17 protein-coding genes and 1 riboswitch are annotated in these 26280 nt (G+C 43.7%); of the genes, 11 read left to right on the top strand and 6 right to left on the bottom strand.

Annotation, left to right across the window (positions count from 1 at the left end):
• Positions 1-577: 577 nt before the first annotated feature.
• The gene (locus tag ACOSVQ_RS16570) at positions 578-1915 is read right to left on the bottom strand and encodes a cation:proton antiporter (RefSeq protein WP_491983592.1); all 1338 of its coding nucleotides are present in this window, start codon (positions 1913-1915) and stop codon (positions 578-580) included.
• A 196-nt stretch (positions 1916-2111) separates the two neighbouring features.
• Between ACOSVQ_RS16570 and metH the strand changes: the two genes are divergently transcribed.
• On the top strand, positions 2112-5792 hold the full coding sequence (metH, locus tag ACOSVQ_RS16565) for a methionine synthase (RefSeq protein ID WP_491983591.1): 3681 nt from the start codon (positions 2112-2114) through the stop codon (positions 5790-5792).
• A gap of 69 nt (positions 5793-5861) precedes the next feature.
• Here the strand turns inward: metH and lysC are convergent, their stop codons facing one another.
• Positions 5862-7214: a lysine-sensitive aspartokinase 3 gene (gene lysC, locus ACOSVQ_RS16560; protein ID WP_491983590.1), complete on the bottom strand. Its 1353-nt coding sequence runs from the start codon at positions 7212-7214 to the stop codon at positions 5862-5864.
• A 116-nt stretch (positions 7215-7330) separates the two neighbouring features.
• Positions 7331-7508, bottom strand: a riboswitch (Lysine riboswitch).
• A 217-nt stretch (positions 7509-7725) separates the two neighbouring features.
• Here lysC and ACOSVQ_RS16555 point away from each other — a divergent pair.
• The gene (locus ACOSVQ_RS16555; protein WP_491983589.1) at positions 7726-8847 is read left to right on the top strand and encodes a pyridoxal-phosphate-dependent aminotransferase family protein; all 1122 of its coding nucleotides are present in this window, start codon (positions 7726-7728) and stop codon (positions 8845-8847) included.
• A gap of 34 nt (positions 8848-8881) precedes the next feature.
• Here the strand turns inward: ACOSVQ_RS16555 and ACOSVQ_RS16550 are convergent, their stop codons facing one another.
• The 4 genes from ACOSVQ_RS16550 to ACOSVQ_RS16535 all read right to left on the bottom strand — a co-directional run bounded on the left by ACOSVQ_RS16550 (position 8882) and on the right by ACOSVQ_RS16535 (position 15440).
• Entirely contained in the window at positions 8882-10648 is a 1767-nt protein-coding gene (locus tag ACOSVQ_RS16550) for a PglL family O-oligosaccharyltransferase (RefSeq protein WP_491983588.1), read from the bottom strand.
• 158 nt (positions 10649-10806) lie between these two features.
• Complete coding sequence (uvrA, locus tag ACOSVQ_RS16545) at positions 10807-13629, bottom strand: excinuclease ABC subunit UvrA (protein ID WP_491983587.1); 2823 nt, start codon at positions 13627-13629, stop codon at positions 10807-10809.
• Between the two features lie 146 nt (positions 13630-13775).
• On the bottom strand, positions 13776-14645 hold the full coding sequence (galU, locus tag ACOSVQ_RS16540; protein WP_491983586.1) for a UTP--glucose-1-phosphate uridylyltransferase GalU: 870 nt from the start codon (positions 14643-14645) through the stop codon (positions 13776-13778).
• Positions 14646-14792: 147 nt separating this feature from the next.
• Positions 14793-15440, bottom strand: coding sequence for a LuxR C-terminal-related transcriptional regulator (locus ACOSVQ_RS16535; protein ID WP_491983585.1), 648 nt, complete (start codon positions 15438-15440; stop codon positions 14793-14795).
• A gap of 291 nt (positions 15441-15731) precedes the next feature.
• On the opposite strand from ACOSVQ_RS16535, the gene ACOSVQ_RS16530 reads away from it, so the two are divergent.
• From ACOSVQ_RS16530 to mshE, 9 genes are all read left to right on the top strand, one after another.
• Entirely contained in the window at positions 15732-16259 is a 528-nt protein-coding gene (locus ACOSVQ_RS16530) for a single-stranded DNA-binding protein (protein WP_491983584.1), read from the top strand.
• Positions 16260-16397: 138 nt separating this feature from the next.
• Positions 16398-18389, top strand: a complete 1992-nt coding sequence (gene csrD, locus ACOSVQ_RS16525; RefSeq protein ID WP_491983583.1) for an RNase E specificity factor CsrD — start codon at positions 16398-16400, stop codon at positions 18387-18389.
• Positions 18390-18395: 6 nt separating this feature from the next.
• Entirely contained in the window at positions 18396-19844 is a 1449-nt protein-coding gene (locus ACOSVQ_RS16520) for an MSHA biogenesis protein MshI (protein ID WP_491983582.1), read from the top strand.
• Entirely contained in the window at positions 19841-20482 is a 642-nt protein-coding gene (locus ACOSVQ_RS16515) for an MSHA biogenesis protein MshJ (RefSeq protein WP_491983581.1), read from the top strand. Before ACOSVQ_RS16520 ends, ACOSVQ_RS16515 begins: the two co-directional genes overlap by 4 nt.
• Positions 20475-20837 (top strand): MSHA biogenesis protein MshK, encoded by a 363-nt coding sequence (locus ACOSVQ_RS16510; RefSeq protein ID WP_491983580.1) that lies wholly within the window; start codon positions 20475-20477, stop codon positions 20835-20837. The genes ACOSVQ_RS16515 and ACOSVQ_RS16510 overlap by 8 nt, the downstream gene beginning before the upstream one ends.
• Positions 20838-20851: 14 nt before the next feature.
• Entirely contained in the window at positions 20852-22555 is a 1704-nt protein-coding gene (mshL, locus tag ACOSVQ_RS16505) for a pilus (MSHA type) biogenesis protein MshL (RefSeq protein ID WP_491983579.1), read from the top strand.
• Between the two features lie 5 nt (positions 22556-22560).
• Entirely contained in the window at positions 22561-23403 is an 843-nt protein-coding gene (locus ACOSVQ_RS16500) for an ExeA family protein (RefSeq protein WP_491983578.1), read from the top strand.
• On the top strand, positions 23403-24566 hold the full coding sequence (locus ACOSVQ_RS16495) for a tetratricopeptide repeat protein (protein ID WP_491983577.1): 1164 nt from the start codon (positions 23403-23405) through the stop codon (positions 24564-24566). The genes ACOSVQ_RS16500 and ACOSVQ_RS16495 overlap by 1 nt, the downstream gene beginning before the upstream one ends.
• On the top strand, positions 24556-26280 hold the full coding sequence (mshE, locus tag ACOSVQ_RS16490; protein ID WP_491983576.1) for an MSHA fimbrial ATPase MshE: 1725 nt from the start codon (positions 24556-24558) through the stop codon (positions 26278-26280). Before ACOSVQ_RS16495 ends, mshE begins: the two co-directional genes overlap by 11 nt.

Raw genomic sequence — 26280 nt, 5'->3', positions numbered from 1 at the left:
CGGAAAGCACACAGAGGTTGAGTGAAATACCCATTCTCACTGTTTGTTCTGAAGTAAATAGTCTGCTCCTTCTAGCACACCACCCCAATTAGGTCACTCCTTAATAGAGTCCTTCACTTCAATACTGTTATGTCAGTTGTTACTTGTTCAATCTATTCACTTAAAGACAAGGTTTCCCAAATGGAAGGTATAAACAATGAGTAATGGCAGCCTTTAGCTATAGGCATTTTCTCTATTCAGTCATAGGTTACTGTCTAGGGCTTATCTCTTATCGATTTATCACAATTTTCAAGACTAATAGGAATGCATTCAATCCGAAGACTCTATCTATTTTGTTACTGTGATTTGCTGGATGTTGGCTACTGAAGATTAACGCTTTACTTATCGGATCTGTATCCTGATACCAATAATCTGCCGATCTATTGCCACTTTGGGAACAATGTCAGGCGTTCTGGAATGTTAAAAAGAAGAGAGTGGATAGGATAAATATGAAGGTAAGTTTTATATCGGGAAATGACGTTCTGATGGAAATAAAAAAGCAGCAACCGGAGGTTACTGCTCTTCAAGAAAATAATGTTTAGATATTTTGCTGCTGGCTTTGCTGTACGTTACTTTGCTCTGCAGTCTGTTCCTGTTCTTCCAATTCTTTTTCTTTAAGTTTGGCCTTGTCAATCATCGGTGTGATTGTCGAACCTTGCACTAAGATAGAGAACACTACTACAGCGTAGGTCATTACCAGAATTAGCTCTTTTACGTCGATAAGCTTATCTGGGATAACCATCATTCCTGATGGAATGGATAGTGCCATCGCTAATGCTAGACCACCACGCAATCCACCCCAAGTTAAGATCTTAATCGACCAAGGGTTGTATGTGCGATAACGCTTAAAGCCTAAGTAAGAAATGAATACGCTACTGAACCGTGCTGCAAGTACTAGCGGGATCGCGAAAGACATTAAGATCCAGTCTTCTTTGTGGAATTCGAAAAGGAGCATCGACATACCGATCAAAAGGAAAAGTAAGCCATTTAAGAATTCATCTACCAACTCCCAAAAGTGATCGAGATGTTCTTCACTCTCTTTAGAAAAGCCAATAAAGCGAGTCCAGTTACCAATCATAATACCTGATACCACCATGGCTAATGGGCCTGAAACATGGATAACGTCCGCAAACACATAACCGGCAGTCGGTACACCGATAGTCAGTAACAGTTCCATGGAGTGGTCGTTGGTTGCACTGATCAAGTAGTGGAATAGCAAGCCCAATAGGAAGCCATAAATAATGCCGCCAATCGCTTCTTGAGCAAATAATGCAGCTACACTTCCTACAGTTGGAGCTTCTTTACCGAATGCAATAGTAAAGATGGTTACGAAGATAACTAGACCGAAACCATCGTTGAATAGAGACTCGCCTTCAATTTGGGTAGAAATACGTTTAGGCGCATTCATCTTTTTAACAATCGCTAATACTGCTATCGGGTCGGTTGGAGAAATCAGAGCGCCAAATAGTAAGCAGTAGACAAGATCGAGATGGATGCCTGTGAAGTAACAGAATCCATATAAGCCGAAACCTATAAAGAAGGTTGAAAACAAAGTAGCGCCGAGTGCAAGGACCGTAATTTCCCATTTTTGATCTTTTAAGTGGGGGAGTTTGATACCAAGACCACCTGCAAATAAAAGGAAACCTAAAATACCTTTTAACAAAAAGTTTTCAAAGTTGATGCTGGTAACTGTTTCTGTTGCGATTTGAGTGAGATGGAACCAGTCATTTTGACCAGCAATAAGGATAAGTAGTGAGAGCACCATAGAACCAGCTGTAATGGCTATCGTGGTTTGCATTTTCACTATCTTGCTGTTTAAAAAAGCAATCATCATTGCTGCAGCAGATAGAAAGCACAGAGTGTAGTAGACCGACATTTTCTTCTTCAAATGTAACTAAATGTGAGCGAAATTGTCCTTTGATGCTGAACAAATAGCAAACACTTTTTACCTATAGATTTATCAAAATTTTAACGTGCGCATTTATCGTAATTAGATGTTTTAGACGTCTAGATTTCTAATCAATGTGTGATAGGATGTCGAACAAGCAAAAAAGGAATAATGAGGCTGTACTGTGGGTAGTAATCTAAAGCACCAGATCGAAGCGCAATTGAAGCAACGTATCATGTTGATCGATGGTGGTATGGGAACCATGATCCAAGAGCACAAGTTGCAAGAGGAAGATTATCGTGGCGAACGCTTTTCGGATTGGCACTGCGATCTAAAAGGAAACAATGATCTTCTCGTTCTGACTCAGCCTCAATTGATTAGAGGTATTCACGCTGCTTATTTGGAAGCTGGTGCTGATATCCTTGAAACCAACACCTTCAACGCCACGACAATTGCGATGGCTGACTATGATATGCAGTCTCTCAGCGAAGAAATTAACTTTGCAGCAGCCAAGCTTGCTCGTGAAGTCGCTGATGAATGGACGGCAAAAACGCCGAATAAGCCACGATATGTTGCAGGTGTTTTAGGTCCGACTAACCGTACTTGTTCCATTTCTCCTGATGTTAACGACCCTGGTTATCGCAACATCGAATTCGATCAGTTAGTGACGGCTTATTCTGAATCTACACGTGCGCTAATAAAAGGCGGCTGTGACCTGATTCTGATTGAAACTATTTTTGATACCTTGAACGCGAAAGCGTGTGCTTTTGCTGTTGATGCAGTGTTCGAAGAGCTTGGTATTCAATTACCTGTCATGATCTCCGGTACGATTACCGATGCATCTGGTCGTACTCTTTCTGGTCAAACAACCGAAGCATTCTATAACTCTTTACGTCATGTTCGTCCTATCTCATTTGGCTTGAACTGTGCTTTAGGCCCAGACGAGCTGCGTCAATATGTCGAAGAGCTTTCTCGCATTTCAGAATGCTATGTATCTGCGCACCCGAATGCGGGTTTGCCGAACGCATTTGGTGAATATGACCTGTCACCAGAGGATATGGCTGAGCATATTGGTGAATGGGCTCAGGCAGGTTTCCTCAACTTGGTTGGTGGCTGTTGTGGTACGACACCTGCTCATATCGCTGCGATGGCTAAAGTGGTTGAGGGTGTTACGCCGCGCGAGATTCCTGAGATTAGCGTTGAATGTCGACTCTCTGGCCTAGAGCCATTGAGCATTGCCGCTGATACTCTATTCGTTAACGTTGGTGAACGTACCAACGTTACCGGCTCCGCTCGCTTCAAGCGTCTCATCAAAGAAGAATTGTACGATGAGGCTTTAGACGTTGCCCGTGAGCAAGTTGAGAATGGCGCTCAAATCATCGATATCAACATGGATGAAGGTATGTTGGATGCGATGGCTTGTATGGAGCGATTCCTCAAGCTGTGTGCATCAGAGCCTGAAATCTCGAAAGTGCCAATCATGGTTGACTCTTCGAAATGGGAAGTTATCGAAGCGGGTCTGAAATGTATTCAAGGTAAGGGCATCGTAAACTCTATCTCGCTAAAAGAAGGCGAGGAAAAGTTTATTCATCAGGCGAAACTGATTCGTCGTTACGGTGCAGCCGTTATCGTAATGGCGTTTGACGAAGTTGGTCAGGCAGACACTCGTGAACGTAAAATTGAAATCTGTCGCCGCGCTTACAATATTCTTGTTGAGCAAGTAGGTTTCCCTGCGGAAGACATTATTTTTGACCCGAATATCTTTGCCGTTGCAACTGGTATTGATGAACACAATAACTACGCGCTTGATTTCATCAATGCAGTAGCAGACATCAAACGTGAGCTTCCTCATGCGATGATTTCTGGTGGTGTATCTAACGTTTCTTTCTCTTTCCGCGGTAACAACTACGTGCGTGAAGCGATTCATGCTGTGTTCCTATACCACTGTTTCAAGAATGGTATGGATATGGGTATCGTTAATGCTGGCCAGCTTGAGATATACGACAACGTTCCAGAGAAACTGCGAAATGCGGTTGAAGACGTTATTCTCAACCGTGACAACGGTGCAACAGAGCGTCTGCTTGAGATAGCAGAAGAATACCGTGAAAACGCAGTAGGCAAAGAAGAAGACGCATCTCTACTTGAGTGGCGTACTTGGCCGGTTGAAAAGCGTTTAGAGCACGCACTGGTTAAAGGTATTACTGAATTTATCGTTGAAGATACTGAAGAAGCCCGCTCTAAGGCATCGAAGCCACTTGAAGTTATCGAAGGTCCATTAATGGACGGTATGAACGTGGTGGGTGACCTGTTTGGCGAGGGCAAAATGTTCCTGCCGCAAGTAGTGAAATCGGCTCGCGTAATGAAGCAGGCGGTTGCTTACTTAGAGCCTTACATTAACGCGATGAAGCAGTCTGGCTCTTCAAACGGCAAAATTCTACTCGCGACAGTGAAAGGCGATGTTCACGATATCGGCAAGAACATTGTTGGTGTTGTACTGCAATGTAACAACTACGAGATCATCGACCTTGGCGTGATGGTGCCGTGTGAGACCATTCTTAAAGTCGCACGGGAACAGAAGGTGGACATTATCGGTCTTTCCGGTTTGATTACTCCATCTCTGGATGAAATGGTGCACGTTGCTAAAGAGATGGAACGCCAAGGCTTTGATTTGCCGCTGCTGATCGGCGGCGCAACAACCTCTAAAGCGCATACGGCTGTGAAGATTGAGCAGAACTATCACCAACCTGTGGTGTATGTGAACAACGCATCGCGCGCCGTTGGTGTGTGTTCAGCATTGCTCTCTGATGAGCGTCGTTCAGAATTCGTAGAGCGTCTAAATCTGGATTACGAAAGAACCCGTGAACAACATGCTCGTAAAAAACCGAAGAGCCGTCCTGTAACTCTGGAGCAAGCGCGTGCTAATAAAGCTGCAATTGATTGGCAGACTTATACGCCACCTGCACCAGTTAAACCGGGTATTCATGTATTCAAAGACTTTGATGTTTCTGTGCTACGTCAGTACATCGACTGGACGCCATTCTTCATGACTTGGTCACTGTCTGGCAAGTTCCCAGCGATTCTCGATCACGAGTTGGTCGGGGAAGAAGCTCGCAAGCTGTACAAAGATGCCAATGATTGGTTAGACCGTATTGAGCAAGAAGGTCTGATGAAGGCTAATGGTATTTGCGGTTTGTTCCCAGCAGCGAGCATTGATGATGATATTGAAGTGTATGCGGATGAATCGCGTCAACAAGTGATAAAAGTGCTGCACAACCTTCGTCAGCAGACTGAGAAGCCAAAAGGTGCTAACTATTGTTTGTCTGATTTTGTTGCCTCAAAGCATAGTGGTAAACAAGACTGGGTAGGTATGTTTGCTGTTACTGGTGGTATTGGCGAGCGAGCGCTGGCGGATGACTTCAAAGCCAAAGGTGACGACTACAATGCGATCATGGTGCAAGCGGTTGCCGACCGTTTAGCAGAAGCTTTTGCTGAATATCTACACATGAAAGTACGTACTGAGATATGGGGTTATGCACCTGATGAGAATCTCAGCAACGAAGATTTGATTCGTGAAAAGTATCAGGGTATTCGTCCAGCACCGGGTTATGCGGCTTGTCCTGAACATACGGAAAAAGGCGCTATTTGGGAGCTGCTAGGCGTACAAGAACAGATTGGTATGGAACTGACAACCAGTTACGCAATGATGCCCGGCGCATCTGTTTCCGGTTGGTATTTCTCGCACCCTGACTCACGCTATTTTGCTGTAGCACAGATTCAAGATGATCAGGTTCAGAGTTATTCCGAGCGCAAAGGTTGGGACAGTGTTGAAGCCGAAAAATGGCTAGGTCCTAACATCAACGGTTAGAATCACCAACTCTATAAATGAAAAAGGTCACCACTTGGTGACCTTTCTTTTACTTGACGATCTATCTGATTATCGATTCTCGAACAGATCCAAATGCAGCTTCTGAATTACCGCTTTAGATTCATGAGCATCAACAAGGAAGCAAAGGTTATGGTCACTTGCTCCGTAGCAAATCATACGTAGGTTAAAGTCGCCTAATGTGCTGAACACTTCTTTCGCATAACCTTTTGTCTCCATGTGGTTACCAATCAAGGCAACAAGACATAGGTTATGTTCCACTTCTACCGTACACAGCTCTTGTAGTTCTTCTCTTGCTTCTTGTGGTAGCTCTGGTGCGCCACCTGAAGTGTCTGTCTTATCTAGAGTCAGTGACACACTGATTTCAGAGGTCGTGATAAGGTCAACAGAGATTTTGTATTTCGCTAGAATTTCGAACACTTTTGCCAAGAAGCCATAAGCATGGAACATTTTCGCACTGCGCAGTGTCACCATTGTTTGGTTGCAACGTAGAGCCAGTGCGCGGAACTGTGGCGAGTTCTCCACTTGTTGACGAATCCACGTGCCACCTTTTTCTGGCTCTTTAGATGAACCGACAAACACTGGGATTTCATGGCGTAGTGCTGGTACTAGAGTCGAAGGGTGCAGAATTTTTGCCCCAAAGTTAGCCATTTCAGAGGCTTCACTAAAGCTTATCTCTGGAATTGGCGCAGCTTTTGGCGCTATGCGTGGGTCTGTTGTGTAGATCCCAGGTACGTCTGTCCAAATCTCTAAGCCAGAAGCTTTTACTGATTCAGCAATCAGAGCAGCAGAGTAATCACTGCCACCGCGACCAAGTGTTGTGGTATTACCTTGCTCATCAGAGCCGATGAAACCTTGAGTAACCACCACATATTCAGCACAAAGTGGAGCAAGCTTCTCTTGTGCCAGTTTAGCGATTTCTTCAACTTGTGGCTCTGCGCGACCGTAGTTATTGTCCGTTCTTAATACTTCGCGAATATCGAAACGAATAGTATTTACGCCGCGCTCACGCATTAATTGAGTCAGAATATAGGTCGACATCAATTCGCCGCAAGCAACAAGATGATCGGTTAATTTCTTACTTGATTGGAAAGAGGCAGCTTCAGCAGCGCTTGCGATGCTATCAAGCATCGAATGTACTTCTTTTTCTACTTTGGTTGGATCTGCTAATTGGTCGATAATCGCATCATGGATATCAGCCAATTGCTTCATAATGTTAAGTCTTTGCTCAGCATCTTGAACACCATTAGCAAGCTCAACAAGTAAGTTCGTTACGCCAGAGCATGCACTGCTGACGACTAATCGTGTTTGTGGATTATTTTCAATAATTGCAGAGCAACGGCTCATTGCTTCAAAATTTGCAACACTTGTTCCACCAAACTTGGCGACATTGAATGCGCTCACTACATTTCTCCCGGACTTCCTAGAAATAAAAAAGGGTTGGTAATCCAACTTCCAATGTTTTGAAGAGAGTTTCTTAGAGCAAAAAAGAGGTGTAACAACAGGCAGGTTGTATAAAATTCCTCAGAAGCTCTTCATCAGCATAGCACTGATGACAGTTGAAGGGATTCAACCCTTACAACCGATAAGCCAAAGCCACAACTTAGACTCATCTCGGCACTACTCCCCCTGAATGTTTTGTTTTGGAGTTGAGGCTCCACAAAACATCTGCCTGGGCAGTGCTCCTCTTCTGCCATACTCTCACTGCTGATTGCAGCTTGTTAGAGTACAGATAGCTCACTCATTGAACGGTTTTGTGAAACTGATGTCAATTGTAAATTTGTGATAAGTGAAAATAAATGTGTCGAAAGAGTCAGGCAGCATAGACCTCTGTCGAATTGTCGATGTTTAGATTCTGCCGTACTCTATATTTTCGTCTGTGAACGCTTATCTACTAATAAAATTGGGAGCACCTATGACTATACAAAGCTTCATTCCTCCACATAGAATTTTGATGGGACCTGGACCATCAGATATCTCTCCTCAAGTTCTTCAGGCGCTAAGCCGCCCAACTGTAGGGCACTTGGATCCACTATTCGTTGCAATGATGGACGAGCTGAAGGTGCTTTTGAAATATGCCTTCCAAACTGAAAACGAGTTTACTATCGCGGTTTCAGCTCCTGGTAGCGCTGGGATGGAAGCGTGTTTTGTAAACTTAGTTGAACCCGGTGATAAGGTTATCGTTTGTCGAAATGGTGTTTTCGGTGAACGTATGCGTGAGAACGTGGTTCGCTGTGGTGGTATCGCGATTACGGTAGAAGATGAGTGGGGAACTCCTGTTTCTGTCAGTAAAGTTGAACAAGCGATTAGCCAACATCCGGATGCGAAAATTCTGGCGTTTGTTCATGCAGAAACTTCAACTGGTGCTCTCAGTGATGCTGAGACCTTAGGTGCTTTGGCGAAGCAAAATAACATGCTGACGATTGTTGATGCGGTAACCTCTCTAGGTGGTGTGCCTCTGCTGGTGGATAAGTGGCAATTGGATGCAGTTTATTCTGGAAGCCAAAAATGTTTGTCTTGCGTACCGGGTCTCTCTCCTTTGACACTCTCTTCGAAGGCGATCGAAAAGATCCAAGCGCGGAAAGCTCCGATCCAAAGTTGGTTTTTAGATCAAAGCTTAGTGTTGGGCTATTGGAGTGGCGGCAGTAAACGCAGCTACCACCATACAGCGCCAGTAAACAGCTTATATGCACTACACGAAGCACTGCTTATTTTGAAAAATGAAGGGTTAGAAAATGCTTGGACCCGTCATAAAGCAATGCATGAGAAGCTCAAAGCTGGTTTAGAAAAACTTGGATTTAAGTTTGTAGTCGATGAGGAATATCGTCTGCCTCAATTAAACGCTGTGTACATTCCCGATGGTGTTGACGACGCAAAAGTACGTAGCCATCTACTTAATGAATACAATTTAGAAATTGGTGCAGGTCTTGGTGCACTTGCAGGTAAGGCGTGGCGTATAGGTGTGATGGGCTATGGTGCTCGTTCTGAAAATATTGCCCTGTGCTTAAGAGCACTTGAAGAGTCTCTAACTCAATAAATGAAGGTAAGAAAGGTGGCATTAGCCACCTTTTTTATTCTGTATCTACGTCTGTTTCTACTTCGTTTTCAATTAAGGCTGGGTAGGCTATTTGGCTAAAATCTAAATCTGGAAACAAAAACATCGCTTCAGTTCTTGTCTGTTCGGCTCGGCTGGCATCGCCGATAGCTTGGTAAGCCTTGATCAGATTTTCATACAATCCCGGTCTTGGTTTGTTTTGAATAATATCCAACGACCAATCGATATAGGGTTGAATATATTCCGCTTTCTTTTCATTTAGCCCTAGGTCTAAATAAGTGCTGTACATCTCCCAATCCAGTCTATCTTTAATCAAAACTGGGTTGACGACCTTATTCAATATATCCAGTTGTTTAGGGGTAGATGTTTCAAATTTAGTGAGATAGTAATTGGTATGCAGCACACTCACCATATAAAAACTGGTGATTATAGGCAAAGTTAAACTTGCGATCCGAAGCAGTGTCCTGCTGAATTTACTAAAACGAAATACTCTGTATTTCGCGACACGTTGGTCTATCCAAAACAGCAAAATCATAAAGGTTAGCCAGTGAATGCTCGACTGGTAAAAAGGAGCATCAACTAGACTATGAATGACGATTGGTAGCAACAGTGCAAACATGGCTAGACGGGTGCCTTTTTTGGCGGAGTAAATCCTGATAAGCACAAAGCTTGCCGCCAATATCATTCCTAAAACGGGTAACAAACCACCTTCGATACCCCAAAATAAAATTTCGTTGTGCGGATGCTCCATTGAAGGAACGCCCGTTTGATAGTTCGGGTTAAGCTGGTGCTGTCTAGCGGTATAGAGAATGTAACTCGACTCGAACTTTCCATAGCCGTAACCGGTAAATGGCTTTTCTATCAACATATCGATAGCTTGTGGAAGCACTTTGCCGTAAGGAATCGACGAGATATAAGGTTCGGTTTCGGTATCTTGATTATGATGGTAGTACAAAGTACCGAAGCCAATAATCAGCCCTGAAACAGCCGCGATCACCCAGTTGATAAAACGCTGGCGAGGAGAGAATCGGTACAAATACGGTAATATGAACAAAAGCCCTAATGCTGCTGAAACCCAGCCAACTAAAGAGTGCAACACTAATAATACTGGGATTGAAACCACAGGTGTGATGTAGAGTAGACTGACTTCACTGAGTTTCTTGTTGTATTTCTTAGGCTGACGAGCCAACAAATAACCTGAAAGAATCAACCCTGTAGCGAGAAAACTTGCCATCGCATCAGGGTGCTGAAAAATACCATAAGGCAAATTTCGAATTGTATCGTAGTCAAACAGGTTGCCCGGATTTAACAGGGTGTATTGATAAAGGCCAAACATCCCTTCAATGACACTTCCGAATACAATATAGAGAAGAAATTTCTGCTTACTTTTATTGCTGAAGTGAAATTGTTGTAAAACAAATAACAGTGAAAACCCAGCCCATAAACCAATGATCCTGCTCAGTTCGCTATGCCATTGCGCGTTAGTAAAAAACAAAGGGATCGACATGATCACACAACATATCCAAAGACCGATCGTCAATTTGGAATATCTTACGTGTCGATAGCTCCCTATTTGATATAAACCGAGAGCAATCGGGAAACTAATGGCAATCCATGTGGTGGCGTTAAAAGGGAGGGACAATCCATCACCGCCTAAATTTGGCATAAAAACGTGCATTGCTACTAGATAAACAAAGCTAACCGCCATGAGGAACGGTTTGTTTTTAGGCACACTCGGTGCTTGAGGCTCAAGTTGTGTTCCGCTTAACAGCAAGGTTGCCATAAGTGTATTGATGTCCTTTACGAATAAACTGCTACGCTAAGCAGGTAAATTAGGGGCAAGAGCCCTAATCTACCGTTTTTTTCCGATTCGATATATCTTTTCTATCTCAACGTAGTTTTTCTACTACAACATGGCTTTTTTACTACAGCATAGTTTTTCTATTTCAGCATAGGTTTTAAGAAACGAGCTGTATGGGAAACTTTACTCTTCGCGACATCTTCAGGCGTACCTTCGGCAATGATGTCACCACCGCCTTGGCCACCTTCTGGCCCTAAGTCAACGATCCAGTCAGCAGTCTTAATCACATCAAGGTTGTGTTCAATAACTACAACTGTGTTGCCGTGATCTCTTAGGCGATGTAGAACATTTAGTAGTTGCTGAATATCGTGGAAGTGCAGACCTGTAGTTGGTTCATCCAAAATATAAAGTGTCTTGCCTGTATCTCGTTTTGAAAGCTCTCTAGACAGTTTGACCCGTTGAGCTTCACCACCAGATAAGGTTGTTGCTGATTGACCTAGGCGTATATAAGACAAACCTACGTCCATTAAGGTTTGTAGTTTGCGTGCGATGACAGGTACTGGTTCAAAAAACGTATGAGCATCTTCGATAGTCATATCAAGAACTTCATCAATCGTTTTGCCTTTGTAACGAACTTCTAAGGTTTCGCGGTTATAGCGTTTTCCTTTACATACATCACAAGGAACGTACACATCAGGTAAGAAGTGCATTTCTACTTTGATTACGCCATCGCCCTGACAAGCTTCACAGCGACCACCGCGAACGTTAAAACTGAAGCGTCCCGGCTTGTAGCCACGAGAGCGAGATTCCTGAGTTCCAGAAAACAGCTCTCGAATCGGTGTAAAAATACCAGTGTAGGTTGCTGGGTTTGAGCGTGGCGTTCTACCAATAGGACTCTGGTCGATATCGATAACTTTATCGAAATGCTCGAGACCTTTAATCGATTTGTATGGAGCAGGAGTTGAAGTTGTTGCGCCATTTAAAGCAATGTGGGCGATGTTGAAGAATGTATCATTGATCAACGTTGACTTGCCTGAGCCCGAAACGCCAGTTACACAGGTAAACAGACCGACAGGAATTGATAAGTCGACATTTTTCAGGTTGTTACCTGTTGCACCAATCAGCTCTACTGTTTTGTTGGCGTCTATTGGTGTTCTCTGTTTTGGTACCGCAATCTCTTTCACACCGCTTAGATATTGTCCTGTAAGCGAGTTCGGATTGTTGATGATATCGGTGACGTTACCTTCAGCTACAACACTACCACCATGTACGCCTGCGCCTGGACCAATATCAATCACATGGTCAGCCAGACGAATCGCATCTTCATCATGCTCAACCACTAATACGGTATTACCCAAATCTCGAAGGTGCTCTAGAGTTTTCAGCAGTCTTTCGTTATCTCGCTGGTGGAGACCAATTGACGGTTCGTCCAATACATACATTACACCGACCAGTCCAGCGCCGATTTGGCTTGCTAAACGAATTCGCTGTGCTTCACCACCCGAAAGAGTCTCTGCACTTCGTGATAAATTCAAATAATTCAGACCCACATTGACCAAAAATTGCAGACGGTCGTTGACCTCTTTCATGATTTTTTCGGCAATTTGTGCCCGCTGACCTTCAAGTTTCAAAGACTGGAAGAACTCAAGTGCCTCAGCAATGCTAAGTTCCACCACTTGTGGTAGCGCGGTGTTATTCACGAAGACGTTGCGAGCTTCTAAGCGTAGGCGAGTGCCTTCACAGTGCGCACAGGGCTTGTTGGAAATGTATTTCACTAACTCTTCACGAACAGAATTGGATTCAGTATCGCGGTAGCGGCGCTCTAAGTTATTTAAGATACCTTCAAACGGGTGGCGTTTTACGCGAATGTCACCACGATCATTGATGTAATTAAATTCAATTTCGGTACGACCTGAACCGTGCAGGATAATCTCTTGCAGCTTCTTACCTAACTTATTGAATGGGGTATGAAGGTCAAAATCGTAATGAGCTGCTAAAGAGCTGAGCATTTGGAAATAGTAGTAGTTCTTTTGATCCCATCCGCGAATAGCACCTTCAGCCAAGCTGAGTTTTTCATCTTGAATAACGCGGCTAGGGTCAAAATATTGCTGAACACCAAGACCATCACACGTCTGACAAGCACCTGCTGGATTGTTAAATGAGAACAAACGTGGTTCAAGTTCACGCATACTATAACCACAATGCGGGCAGGCAAAGTTAGCAGAGAAAATCTGTTCTTCACCTTCTTCATCCATTGGAGCTACTACAACGTTGCCGCCGGACAGTTCCAGTGCTGTTTCAAACGATTCAGCCAAACGTTGCTGTAAATCAGAGCGTACTTTGAAACGGTCAACGACTACTTCAATGGTGTGTTTCTTATGCAGTTCTAGCGTTGGTGGATCGGACAAATCACAAATGTCGCCGTCGATCCGCGCACGAATAAAGCCTTGAGCTGCTAAGTTTTCTAATGTCTTAACGTGTTCACCCTTACGCTCTTTCACGATTGGCGCCAGCAACATCAGCTTCGAACCTTCTGGAAGTTCGAGAACTTTATCTACCATTTGGCTGATGGTTTGAGCTGCAAGTGGTGTTTTGTGCTCAGGGCAGCGTGGTTCGCCGACACGAGCAAACAGCAAACGGAGGTAATCGTAGATTTCGGTAATGGTACCTACCGTTGAGCGAGGGTTGTGAGATGTCGACTTCTGCTCAATTGAGATTGCTGGTGATAAGCCTTCAATATGGTCTACATCTGGCTTTTCCATCAAAGACAAGAACTGGCGAGCGTAAGCAGAGAGAGATTCAACATAACGTCTCTGACCTTCTGCGTATAAGGTATCAAAGGCTAAAGACGATTTCCCTGAACCAGAGAGGCCGGTAATGACAATCAGTTTGTCACGAGGAATCGTGAGATTGATGTTTTTCAGGTTATGGGTACGAGCACCACGTACTTCGATTTTGTCCATTTGATTTGCTCTGTCTTGCTTGTGAAAGGCTAAGTCGAGCAAGTATTACATAGAGTGAGAAATGTGCAAGAAATACTGGATATAAAAACAGTTAACAATAAAAAGAGCCGCGTGATAGCGGCTCTCAAAAACAATCAATAAGTCTATTAGCTCTTACGTGTAGAGTGTTTTGCTAAAGAAACTTGTTGCTCGTTTTTCTTATAAAGATTTTCGTAGCAGTAGTTAGTTGCTTCGATGTAACCCTCTACGCTACCGCAGTCAAAACGCTTACCTTTAAATTTGTAAGCCAGCACACAACCAGATTTTGCCTGTTTTAAAAGCGCGTCGGTGATTTGGATTTCACCACCTTTACCTGGTTCAGTTTGCTCGATAAGTTCAAAGATATCTGGAGTAAGAATGTAGCGACCAATAATCGCTAGGTTACTTGGCGCAGTGCCTGGTTCTGGTTTTTCAACCATGTCATCAACACGGAAAAGATCATCTTTAATCATTTCACCAGAAATAACACCATACTTATGCGTTTCATCAGCAGGCACTTCTTGTACGGCAACGATTGAACAGCGGAACTGGTTATACAGTGCAACCATCTGTGCCAATACGCCTTTATCTTCGTTAACGCAAAGGTCATCCGCCAGAACAACAGCAAATGGCTCATCACCAACAAGCTCACGGCCAGTCAGAATTGCATGTCCTAAGCCTTTCATTTCTCGTTGGCGAATAAAGGTAAAGTTAGCCGTTTCAATAATGTCTCGGATATCGACCAATAGATCTTCTTTGTTCGTCCCTTGGATTTGATGTTCTAGCTCGTAGTTCATATCAAAGTGATCCATGATCGAGTGCTTTCCTCGACCTGTCACTATGCACATCCCGTTCATACCCGCTTGAATTGCTTCTTCAACGCCATACTCAATAAGAGGTTTGTTAACGATTGGCATCATTTCTTTTGGCATTGATTTGGTCGCTGGTAGAAAACGAGTACCGTAGCCAGCTGCCGGAAAGAGGCATTTCTTAATCATTTTTGCGCCCTGCTAAACTAATTGTTTATTGTCTTTAAACGGTTATGTCATGTTTAAACATAGATTTGTTTCAGACTTTAGCATGATATTTTCGTGAGATTCAGCACATTCTGTGTCGCGAGAATGAAAATGTGCTGATTGGCTCATTTATGAGAGCAGGTTCTGATTTGCCCAACTGATAGCTTGGACTCGGTTTTTTACGGATAGCTTTTTAAATATCTGATATAGATGAGATTTCACTGTGAACTCGCTAATAAAGAGGCTTTCTGCCATCTGCATATTAGAGGCTCCAGTCTGTAGACAGCGTAGAATCTGAATTTCTCGCGCAGTTAAGTCAACCGATGCTTGAGCATGATGCGCTTGGAAATGATATCGGTAGTAATGAAGAAGTTGGCTAGATGCATGGCGAGGGAGCCAGTTTTGCCCGTTAATAATTTCTCCTAACCCCTCACAAATGCTTTCTGGACTATCGCTAAGGTAAAACAATCCTTTTAAATTGCCAAAAGTGAGCAGCTCTTCTGTGTGCAATCTCTTATCTACATTGAACAAAATGGTTTCAAAGTGAGGGCTGGTAATTTTCAGCGCTTTCAAATTTTGCCTAATTAATAGATGCTCCTGATAATTAATCAGCAAAATTTTATGTTTATCAGTGTGGTAGTTTTGTAAAAGTTGCTCGGGAAGAATTTGCGGAATTGGTAAGGCAAGGAGCTCTAAAGCTTTTCCCAGTTGCTGAGGGACGCTCGTATCGTCCATGCAGAGAAAATATATGGTTCTAGCATAGTTATGTTTTGGCATGGATTATTCCTTAACAGGATGCGGTGAAATGCCTCAACAATGCCTAAAATTATACGGTAGAGCGAATTGAGATAATGAGTTTGCGTGGGATTTCAATTGATTAGGTAAATGAGATTTCTATCATGTTGCAAATGAAAGATTTCTCCCGAAAATTAGATGCTTACAAATGAAAGTGGCATGAGTTTTTGATAACAATTTCAGCGGTCATTTAAGCACAGGAAAAAGCGTGTTATCCTACCTGACTGTTTGAAAATTTTTCAAAATTTATACGATTTATAGACGGAGCGAAACATGGCAAGCCGTGGCGTGAATAAAGTAATTTTGGTTGGCAACTTGGGTGGAGATCCTGAAGTTCGCTATATGCCGAGTGGCGGTGCTGTTGCGAACATCACGATTGCAACGTCAGAAACATGGCGTGATAAAGCAACGGGCGAACAGCGTGAAAAAACTGAGTGGCACCGAGTTGCTCTGTATGGAAAACTTGCTGAAGTAGCGGGTGAATACCTACGCAAAGGTTCTCAAGTTTACATCGAAGGTCAATTGCAAACTCGTAAGTGGCAAGATCAAAGCGGCCAAGAACGTTACTCTACTGAAGTGGTTGTTCAAGGTTACAACGGCATTATGCAAATGTTGGGTGGTCGCCAACAACAAGGCGGTGGCATGAACCAAGGTCAGCCACAACAACAAGGCGGTGGTTGGGGACAACCGCAGCAGCCAGCGAGACAGAGCCAACCTGCTTATCAGCCAGCAGCTCAACAAGCTTCGCAGCCTCAATACAACGAACCACCAATGGATTTTGACGACGACATCCCGTTTTAATTGTCATGATTTTAAAAAAGCCGCAAATTTTGTGGCTTTTTTTATATACTTAGCCAACTGTTTACGTAAATTTTTGCGAGCAGCCTCCTTCGATGACGACTGCCAGTCATCGGTAAATTGAAAGGGAATTCAATTTTTATGCGCTACACGCCAACGCTAAAACTCAGTACTCGCTTAGTGGTTTTTGTCACATTGATTGTGACCAGTGCGATGTTTATTTTGTTTATTGGCGGAACCTTATCTTTCCAGCGTTTAGGACAGGAATATCTCAATCACTACATGCAAGGTATTGTTGAAGTAGTAGATAAAGAGATGGAAGATCCTGATGCAGCGTATTCAATGCAGCGTTGGATGCCGAAGATGCTGCAAGCAAGTAACATCGTTGAGATGGAGCTATCTTCTCAGGCAGGAATCATTTATCGATTCAAAGATACTTCTTCCAAAGTAGACCCTGCGCGTTTGTATCAAGCGGATTTCCCGTTACAGCGCATTCAGGGGTATTCCGTTCATTTTAAAGTTGTTCCCCCTTATGTTGGCTTTAGTTATTCCATTGGAGCGATGTGGTCGATAACACTTGCTGTGTTATTTATCGTTTTCTGTCTGGTACAAAGCGTAAAGTGGTTGCGTTCTCAGCTTTTAGGCTCCGAGTTGCTCGAAGAGCGAGGTCGTATGATCTTAGCTGGCCGTGTTGAACAGTATGCAAAAGGGGACGATAAAGAGTGGCCATATACCGCAAGCGAAGCTTTAGATGTCTTGATTGAAGAATTGCAAGACGCCCGTCAAGAGCGGAGCCGCTTTGATACGTTTATCCGCACTCAGACATTCCTTGACCAACTAACAGGCACTGCAAACCGAGTTCTTTTTGATAGCAAACTTGAATCCGCTCTTCAGGAAAGCGGCGCGCAAGGCGGCGTGTTAATGCTGCGTATTGATGATCTTGATTTGGCTAAAGAAGAGAATGAAAAACGGGTTATCGATGACTTTGTAGTCGAAGTTGGAGAGTGTATTTCTAATGTGATTAGCCGTTACCCGGATGTTATTTTGTCTCGCTACTATGATTCAGTTTTCGCCTTGTTTATGCCTCATCAAACAGCAAAAGATGTATCTCACGTGGCTTCCCAATGTTTGAAATTTATTGAGCGTCTAACTCCGCCAAATCCACTGGATCAAGACAACTGGTTCCACATTGGCGTTAGTATGTACAAGGAGGGTGAACGTAGAGGTCGTATTATCGATGAAACTGAAACCGCTTTGAAAGGTGCTCAACTGCAAAGAGTGAATGCTTGGAACCAGTTTGAGAAGGCAGCAATATCAGATGACAGAGGAAGTGTACGTTGGCGTACTTTGTTCGATAAGGCTCTTATTGATGACAATATCATCCTATTCCGACAGGCTTGCTATTTGTCGAGTAGTTCTAATGACTTAGAATTATTGCATAACGAATTGTTCGCTCGAATTAACGATCCTGATAAAGGGGTGCTTAAAGCATCTCGATTTAGTTCTGCGATAGAGACAGTGGGGTATGAAGCTGTCTTAGATAAAGCAGTGATGAGAAGAACTTTGCAATTGATAAAGTCTTCGGTGAATGAATCACCTTTATCCGTAAACCTTTATGTACTTCCATTTTCTGATAAACAGTATTTTCGTTGGTTTCGCAATGAGTTAATGCAACTAACGTTCAGCCAGCGTGGTCAGTTATCGTTTGAATTTTCTGAAGGGCATTTAGTGCAGCATCTGGACTATATGCGCCCAGTCTTAAGAACAATATCAGCGCTAGGATGTGAGTTAGTTGTTGGTCAAGCGGGGCGAACAATTGTTGCAACCCACTATATCAAAGACTTAAAAATCAACTATCTTAAATTACATCGAAGCTTAATAAAGCAAATCGATCAAAGACATGAAAATCAGTTGATTGTGCGAAGCCTTTTAGGGGTTTGTAAAGGAACACAAACCAAGGTCATTGCAGTGGGAGTTGAAACACAGTCCGAGTTGCAGGTGTTACAGAATCTAGGTGTAGATGGTGTTCAGGGAAGGTTATTTGAAAATGAGCAGCCATTAAATCCAAACAAATTACCTGTGACGGAAAGTCAAATTAAGCCCGGTAAACGAAACCGATGGCGAACAAAGTAGTGATAAATGAAGATTGATGCATTATTAAAGCGGTTCTCAAGAAAAAAATCTAAGCAGCTGGCAGTGTATGCAGTGATTCAACCTGATGCGATTTATTTCTCGTCATCAGAGTCACTCACTTTGCCTGAACACTACCCGCTCAAGGGGCAACAGTGGCCGCAAGCTTTAGTTAATGCACTTCTCACTACTGGAACCAAAGGGTTCAATGTCCACGTTGTTCTGCATGCTCAATTATTCCAAAGCTACCAAATTGATAAGCCATCCATTCCTCAAGAGGAGTGGCCAAGCGCACTACCATTTTTACTAAAAGACCTTATTACTGAAAAATCTTCTGAGGTAATTGCCGATGCTTACCCGCTCGAAGGTAGCAATAAAGCTCAAGCCTATGTGATTAACAAGAAGGTTGTTTTAGAAGCAAGTAGTTTACTTGAGAGTGTTGGTTGCCATCTTGAGAGTATTGTTCCCGAGCAAGAGGTTTGGGGACGCAGCAAAGGCGATTTAAAAAATTACCTGTTAGTACAACGGAGTAAAGGCAGTCATTTTAAGCTGGATGCTTTTGTCAAAGAACGTTGTATTTTTCAACGCACTCTTCGTGGCGTGGTTGCGCCTATCACTGGCGTAGCCAGCACGGCACTGCAATTGGATGGTCTTGCTCTTGAGCTGCAACGTTCAATTGACTATTTATCTTCTCAGTTTAAAGGCACCTCTCTTCATCAGTTAAAAGTGTGTTGTGACGAAGAAGAACATACCGAATTAGTACAAGCCTTAGGGGAGCGTTTAAGCGTTAAAGTTACTCCGCTGGTGGAAGGTGCGGAACATATTGTCTCTGGAAAAGTATTAGCAGAGAGAGCGCCTCTTGTTCCTGAAGATGCGATTAACTTCTATCAAGAGCACCTTAAGCCTAAAAAAGAGTTAATGACGCTGTCTTCTATCGGTGTGGTTTGGGGAGCGGTTGCTCTCATCATGTTGTGTTTATTTGCATGGTTTCAGTTTCAAAATATTCAAATACAACAGCAGCTTAAAATAGCAAATCAACAGAACGCTCAACTGACTGGGCAACTGGGTGAGCTAAAGCAAAAACAGGCGAAGCATTTACCATCGGCAGAAAAAGTTGCGGCTTCGGCCAGATTAAAAAAAGAAATTGCATCACAACAGGCATCGTTAGCGGCAATAGGTCAATACGATGCAAGCCAACAATTGGGCTATTCCGGTGTGATGGATGGATTAGCCAAGCTTTCTCGTCGAGATATCAGCTTAAGTGAAATTGGCATCAGCGAAACGACTCTAGATGTGAAAGGGATAGCGAGAGATGCTAATACCATCCCTACGTGGATAGCACAGTTTAAAGACGAAGTGAGTTTAACTGGCCGTAGTTTCGAGCAGTTGACAATCGGGCGTGATGAGCAAGATGTTGTGACATTTGAACTGAAATCAAAACGAGGTGAGGATAAATGAACGAACGCTGGCAAAAATGGAGTCAACGGTTCGCAGACAGAGCGCCTCGTGAGAAGTGGTTGATTGCCATATGCGGTTTAATTGTCATCGTCATGATGATACAGACTTTATTGATTGATCCTCTGCTTCAGCAGAGAAAAGATGCTCAGCAGAAATTGATGTCTCAACAATCTTCCAATCAACGAATGCAAAGTGAAATCGTCATTTTGCAACGAGAGTTGGCAAAAGATCCCAATGCCGACATCAACAAAGAGCTAGAGCAACTTCAAGAGCAGAGTCAGGAACTGTCGATGCAGCTGGCTGAAGTCATGAGTAACTTGGTTTCACCATCACAGATGGCTAACTTGCTGCAGAGTGTGCTAGACCATAGTGCTAAATTGAAATTAGTGAGTTTAACGTCGTTGCCTGCAAGTCCAATAAATGAGACAGATAGCAATGCGCAATATTTCCTACATCCGGTTCGGATGGAGCTGAATGGCACTTACTTCGCTATCAGAGATTATTTGCACGCGTTAGAAAGCCTGCCTGTGAAATATTATTGGCGTAGTTTTCAGTATCAAGTTGAAACCTACCCTAATGCGAAATTGGTAGTAGAAGTTTATACGCTTGGAACTCGTGAGGAGTTTATCGGTGGATAGAGTATCGAAGGCAAAACGAATCTCAATGGGTAGTCATGCATGGTGGATGTCGGCGCTTGCGGCTATTTCGGTATCTGTATCAGCGAACCAAGAACAAGATCCAACGGCTCCTCTGGGTTGGGCAAAAACAGAACAAGTGAAAAAAACAAAAAAAACTGTGCCTGTTCCTGAGCTACAAAGTATTGTTTGTAAAGATAATAACCAATGCTATGCCATTTTAAATGATAAGGTGGTTGATAAAGGCGACAGTGTGTCTGGTTACAAAGTTTCGAATGTCACATCGTCTCAAGTCGAACTTAAGCAAGGCAATAAAAGTTGGACACTCAAGTTGTTCTCTCTGGACATTAAGAAATAAGGTTAAGAATTCGTATGCGTAATATGATCATCGGCGCAGTAGTGGTGAGTTTAGTGGGTTGCTCGATGGGGCATCGTGAACCTGTTGAAGCCAAACAATCGCTGAATCAAGCTATCAATGAAGCGAATAGCCGCAATCTGGATAATCTACCTCCATCGGTAGAGGCAGACCTTATGCCTGAAATAGACGGAGCTATTGCAACCACAGAGCACAATCTAAAGCGTTTTCGAATTCAGGCTAATGGTGTTCAAGCTAAAGCGTTTTTTGCCAGCTTAGTGAAAGGTACGGAATACAGTGTAGCTATTCATCCAATGGTGGATGGTCAAGTGACTGTAAACCTTTCCGAAGTTACTTTGGATGAAGTGCTAGACGTTGTCCGAGATCTCTACGGTTACCAAATTGAAAAAGTAGGCAAGGTAATACAGGTTTACCCTGCGGGCCTACGTACGGTGACTATTCCGGTTGATTACCTACAGTTCAAACGCAGTGGTCGCTCACTGACTACGATCACCACTGGCACGATTACCAATACGGATACTAGTTCAAGTGACAGTTCGTCATCAACGAATCGTTCAAGCAGTTATAGTAATTCTAGTGACGGAAGTAGTGGTAATAGTGATGTTAAATCGAGTACTGACCGAGGTGGTACAGAGATTGAAACCATCAGTGAGAGTGATTTTTGGCCACAGCTTCAAACTGCGGTGACGCAATTAGTGGGCTCTGGTCGTGGACAAAGTGTTGTTGTCACTCCGCAAGCAAGCGTGATTACCTTGCGTGCCTATCCAGATGAAATCCGTGAAGTTCGCCGTTTCTTAGGTATCTCCCAAGAGCGTATGCATCGTCAGGTCATCATGGAAGCTAAGATCTTAGAAGTAACGTTGAGCGATGGTTATCAGCAGGGGATCAACTGGAACAAAATGTTCACTTCAAACGGAGTGAATTACAGCATTGGTGTTGGAGATACATCGTCGGCGGGTACTGTCGTGAATTCTGGTTTAGGTAGTTTGGGCAGCACAGTTGCGGCGTTACCAGGAATAGGCACTATCGGCACATTACTTGGTGGGCAAACAAACATTGTAATGTCGAGTGGCAGTTTTGAATCCGTTCTCAGTTTCATGGCAACGCAAGGTGACTTAAACGTACTTTCAAGTCCTCGCGTTACCGCTGCAAATAACCAAAAAGCAGTTATCAAAGTGGGTACGGATGAGTACTACGTTACTGATTTATCAAGTGTGGTAGGCAGTGGCGATAATTCAGAAGCATCACCTGACGTAGAGCTAACGCCGTTTTTCTCGGGTATATCTCTGGATGTGACTCCTCAAATCGATGACAAAGGCCACGTGTTATTGCACGTACACCCTGCGGTTATTGAAGTTGAGCAACAAAACAAGACCATCACATACAACGACAAGGTGATCTCTCTGCCTTTGGCGAGAAGTTCGATTCGTGAATCAGACTCAGTTATCCGTGCTAAAGATGGCGATGTGGTTGTGATTGGTGGCTTGATGAAAACCAATACTCTGAACCAGACGTCAAAAGTGCCTTTCTTGGGGGATATTCCTGTATTAGGTCATGCGTTCCGCAACACATCTCAAGTGACACAAAAAACAGAGTTAGTCATTTTGCTAAAACCAACAGTAGTTGGCGTAAACACTTGGCAAAAAGAATTAGAGCGTTCACGAGATTTGTTGCAAGAGTGGTTCCCTGATTCTGAGTAATCACTATGTATTTGGACCACTTTGGTTTTACTCAACAGCCTTTTAACTTAACGCCTGATACGAGTTTGTTTCTGGGGCTAAATCCTCACTATGAAGCGATTCAAACCGTAAGTGCTGCTCTGCAAATGGGCGAAGGCGTGATTAAAGTAACGGGTGAAGTTGGAACCGGTAAAACTATGGTGTGTCGGATGTTGCTGACCCACTTAAAAGATTATGTTCAGCTTATTTACTTACCGAACCCCGCTTTAAGCGGTGATGATTTACGCACAGCCATAGCGACAGAACTCAATATCGATGCACGTTCTAAAGTTGGGTTAGTTGAAGAGATTCAAGCACGGCTTATAGAACATCATCGTAATGGTAAGCGAGTCGTTGCCTTATTGGATGAAGCGCAAGCTCTGTCTGATGAAGCTTTGGAAGTGTTGCGATTATTCGGCAATTTGGAAACAGAACAGACAAAGTTATTACAGTTGGTATTGATAGGTCAGCCTGAACTGGATGAAAGACTTGAGCAGTTTCATCTGCGACAGTTTCGCCAGCGTATTACCTTTAACGCGAAGCTAAGGCCGTTAGATATGGCTGAAACCGTGGCTTATATTGACAATCGCCTGTCCAAATCGGGTTATGAAGGAAAGCTGTTTAGCTTGAATCAGAAGAAAGCCATTTGGAAAGCGTGTCAGGGTACACCTCGTCTTATTAATCAGGTGTGCCATAAAGCCTTGTTGCTAGCGTTCTATGAAAAGACGCAACAAGTGAAGAATCAACACATATATGCCGCGATTCACGATACCTACGATACCTGTAAACCGAAACACAAAACTCCAGTTATCTGGGGATGGAGCCATTGATGAGTGTTATGAACAAAGCTTTATCTCAACTTGCCGATAAGCAGCAATCATCAATTGATCCAATTGAAAAGGCACATGTTGAACCAATTAAAACTCGTCCGGTTTGGGTGTGGATGATGGCTGGGTTTGGTTTGAGTTTAGCTGTAGGTGGTTGGGCGGTATCTCAGCAAGCTCCGCAAATTCAAACTACGCAAGTACTTACTCAACCTATAGAAGTCAAAGCGTTGGTTGAACCTGCGCCTAGACTTTCGTCACCGACACAAAAAGTGAATCAAGCGGAGGTGGTGGTTTATCACTCTGCATCCATTGAAAAGCCACTATTAGAATCTGAAGATGTAACAGAAATCGCATTGGCTTCACAACCAGTAGAATCAACAGAAGTTACTCCAGACGCAACAGCAACCAATACTGCGTCTGTAAATCAGGTAAAGATTCAAAAGCCGTTGCTATTGGCGAGCAATGTGTCTTCAACACCAGCTAAACCAGAGACAGCGCCTGAAGTACCTGTTTCTGCCCAGAGCAATAAAGCAACATCTGACAATATCGTAACCATTGAACAAGTTGAAATGAGTGCTGAAAAACTGGCAGAAAAAGCGATTTCACGTGCCATAAAAGCGATGGATGCGAATGATTTCCAGAATGCGGTGAGCGCATACAGCGAAGCGCTTCGCTATACACCGGACAATGAATCTGTTCGTCAAAAACTGGCTGCTTTGTATTACGGCAAAGGTGAAGTGCGCAAAGCATTCGATCTGATGCAGCGAGGAATCGAGCTAAATCCAGAAGGTGAAACGCTAAGAATTGCGTTGTCTAAGTTACTGATGAAAGAGCAGCAATCTGAAGCCGCATTAACACCACTTGCGTACTTACCTGCTTCAGTGAGCGTTGAATATTTGTCACTACGTGCAGCACTTGCTCAAAAAGTGAAACAGAATGAAATCGCATTGGAAAGCTACCAGAAGCTCACAGAGCAAGATGCCAATAATGGCCGTTGGTGGTTGGGCTTAGCAATTCAACAAGAACGTTCATTTTTGTTAGAAGAGGCCAAGGCGTCTTACCAAAATGCGTTAACAAAAGTTGGGGTATCGATTCAGTCACAAGCCTTCATTCGAAATCGTCTAGATGTGCTGAATCACCTAGAGGAGAACAACAATGCAAATTAAGTTAAGAAAACGACTGGGTGACTTACTCGTCGAAGAAGGCATTGTTACTGACGACCAGATTGGGCAGGCATTGTCAGCTCAGAAAAATACTGGACGTAAACTGGGTGATACCTTAATTGAGTTAGGCTTCTTATCTGAGCAGCAAATGCTGAGCTTTTTGTCTCAGCAATTGGCAATTCCTCTTATCGATCTAAGCCGAGCAACGGTAGATATCGATGCGGTACAGCTTCTATCAGAGGTACATGCTCGCCGTCTGCGTGCGCTAGTGATAGGGCGCAGTGGCGATACTTTACGTGTCGCCATGAGTGATCCTGCGGACTTGTTTGCACAAGAATCATTACTCAACCAGTTGCCTCAATACAGTTTTGAATTCGTAATTGCACCAGAGAAACAGCTGGTGGATGGCTTTGATCGCTACTATCGCCGCACTAAAGAAATCGCCTCGTTTGCAGAACAACTGCAAGCTGAGCACCAAGTGACTGAAGCTTTCGATTTCGATATAGCCAACGATGACAGTGAGGAAGTGACGGTTGTAAAACTGATCAACTCTCTGTTTGAAGACGCCATTCAGGTCGGCGCGTCGGATATTCACATCGAGCCGGACTCTAATTTATTACGTATTCGTCAACGTGTAGATGGTGTTCTGCATGAAACCGTACTTAATGAAGTCGGTATCGCTTCTGCGCTAGTTTCACGTCTGAAGCTAATGGCTAACCTTGATATCTCGGAAAAGCGTTTGCCGCAAGATGGTCGCTTTAATATTCGCGCCAAAGGTCAGTCGGTGGATATTCGTATGTCGACGATGCCTGTGCAATATGGTGAGTCAGTCGTAATGCGACTTTTGAATCAGTCGTCAGGTATTCGCGAGCTGGATAAATCAGGCATTCCTGACATCTTGTTGCAGCGCTTCCGACGTCAGCTTAAGCGCCCACATGGTATGATTCTTGTTACTGGCCCAACAGGCTCTGGTAAAACAACGACGCTATATGGCGCTCTGACTGAGCTCAATGAAGTCGGCAAAAAGATTATTACTGCGGAAGATCCTGTTGAATATCGCTTGTCACGTATTCAGCAGGTGCAAGTAAACTCGCGCATTGGACTGGATTTCTCGACTCTGCTAAGAACCTTCTTGCGTCAAGACCCAGACATCATTCTGATTGGTGAGATGCGTGACCAAGAGACGGTTGAAATCGGTTTAAGAGCTGCACTAACTGGTCACTTAGTTCTGAGTACATTGCACACAAACGATGCAGTAGAGACAGCTTTGCGCTTGATTGACATGGGCGCTCCCGGCTATTTGGTTGCGAGTGCTGTGCGTGCCGTTATTGCACAGCGATTAGTACGTAAAGTTTGTCCTGATTGCAAAACGCATGACGAGTTAGATGAAGCTAAAAAACAGTGGCTGACGGTTCGCTTCCCCAATCAGGTGAACACTCCGTTTGTTCGTGGCCGTGGGTGTCAAAACTGTAACCTTACGGGCTATCGAGGTCGTATCGGTGTATTCGAAATGCTTGAGCTGGAACATCATATGATGGATGCCCTGCGTGCCGACGATGCAATTGGTTTTGCAGCTGCTGCGCGCGCGTCTGAAAATTACAAACCATTACTCGCTTCTGCTATGGAGCTGGCGATAAAAGGTATCGTCAGTTTTGATGAAGTGATGGCGCTTGGTGAAGGTGATGCAGTCGCTGCTGCTGAACCCATTTATCTGTAA

The organism is Vibrio sp. HM8-C, from assembly GCF_058630515.1.
Note: the sequence above shows the minus strand (reverse complement) of the source record. Positions and strands in the feature narration are given on the sequence as shown.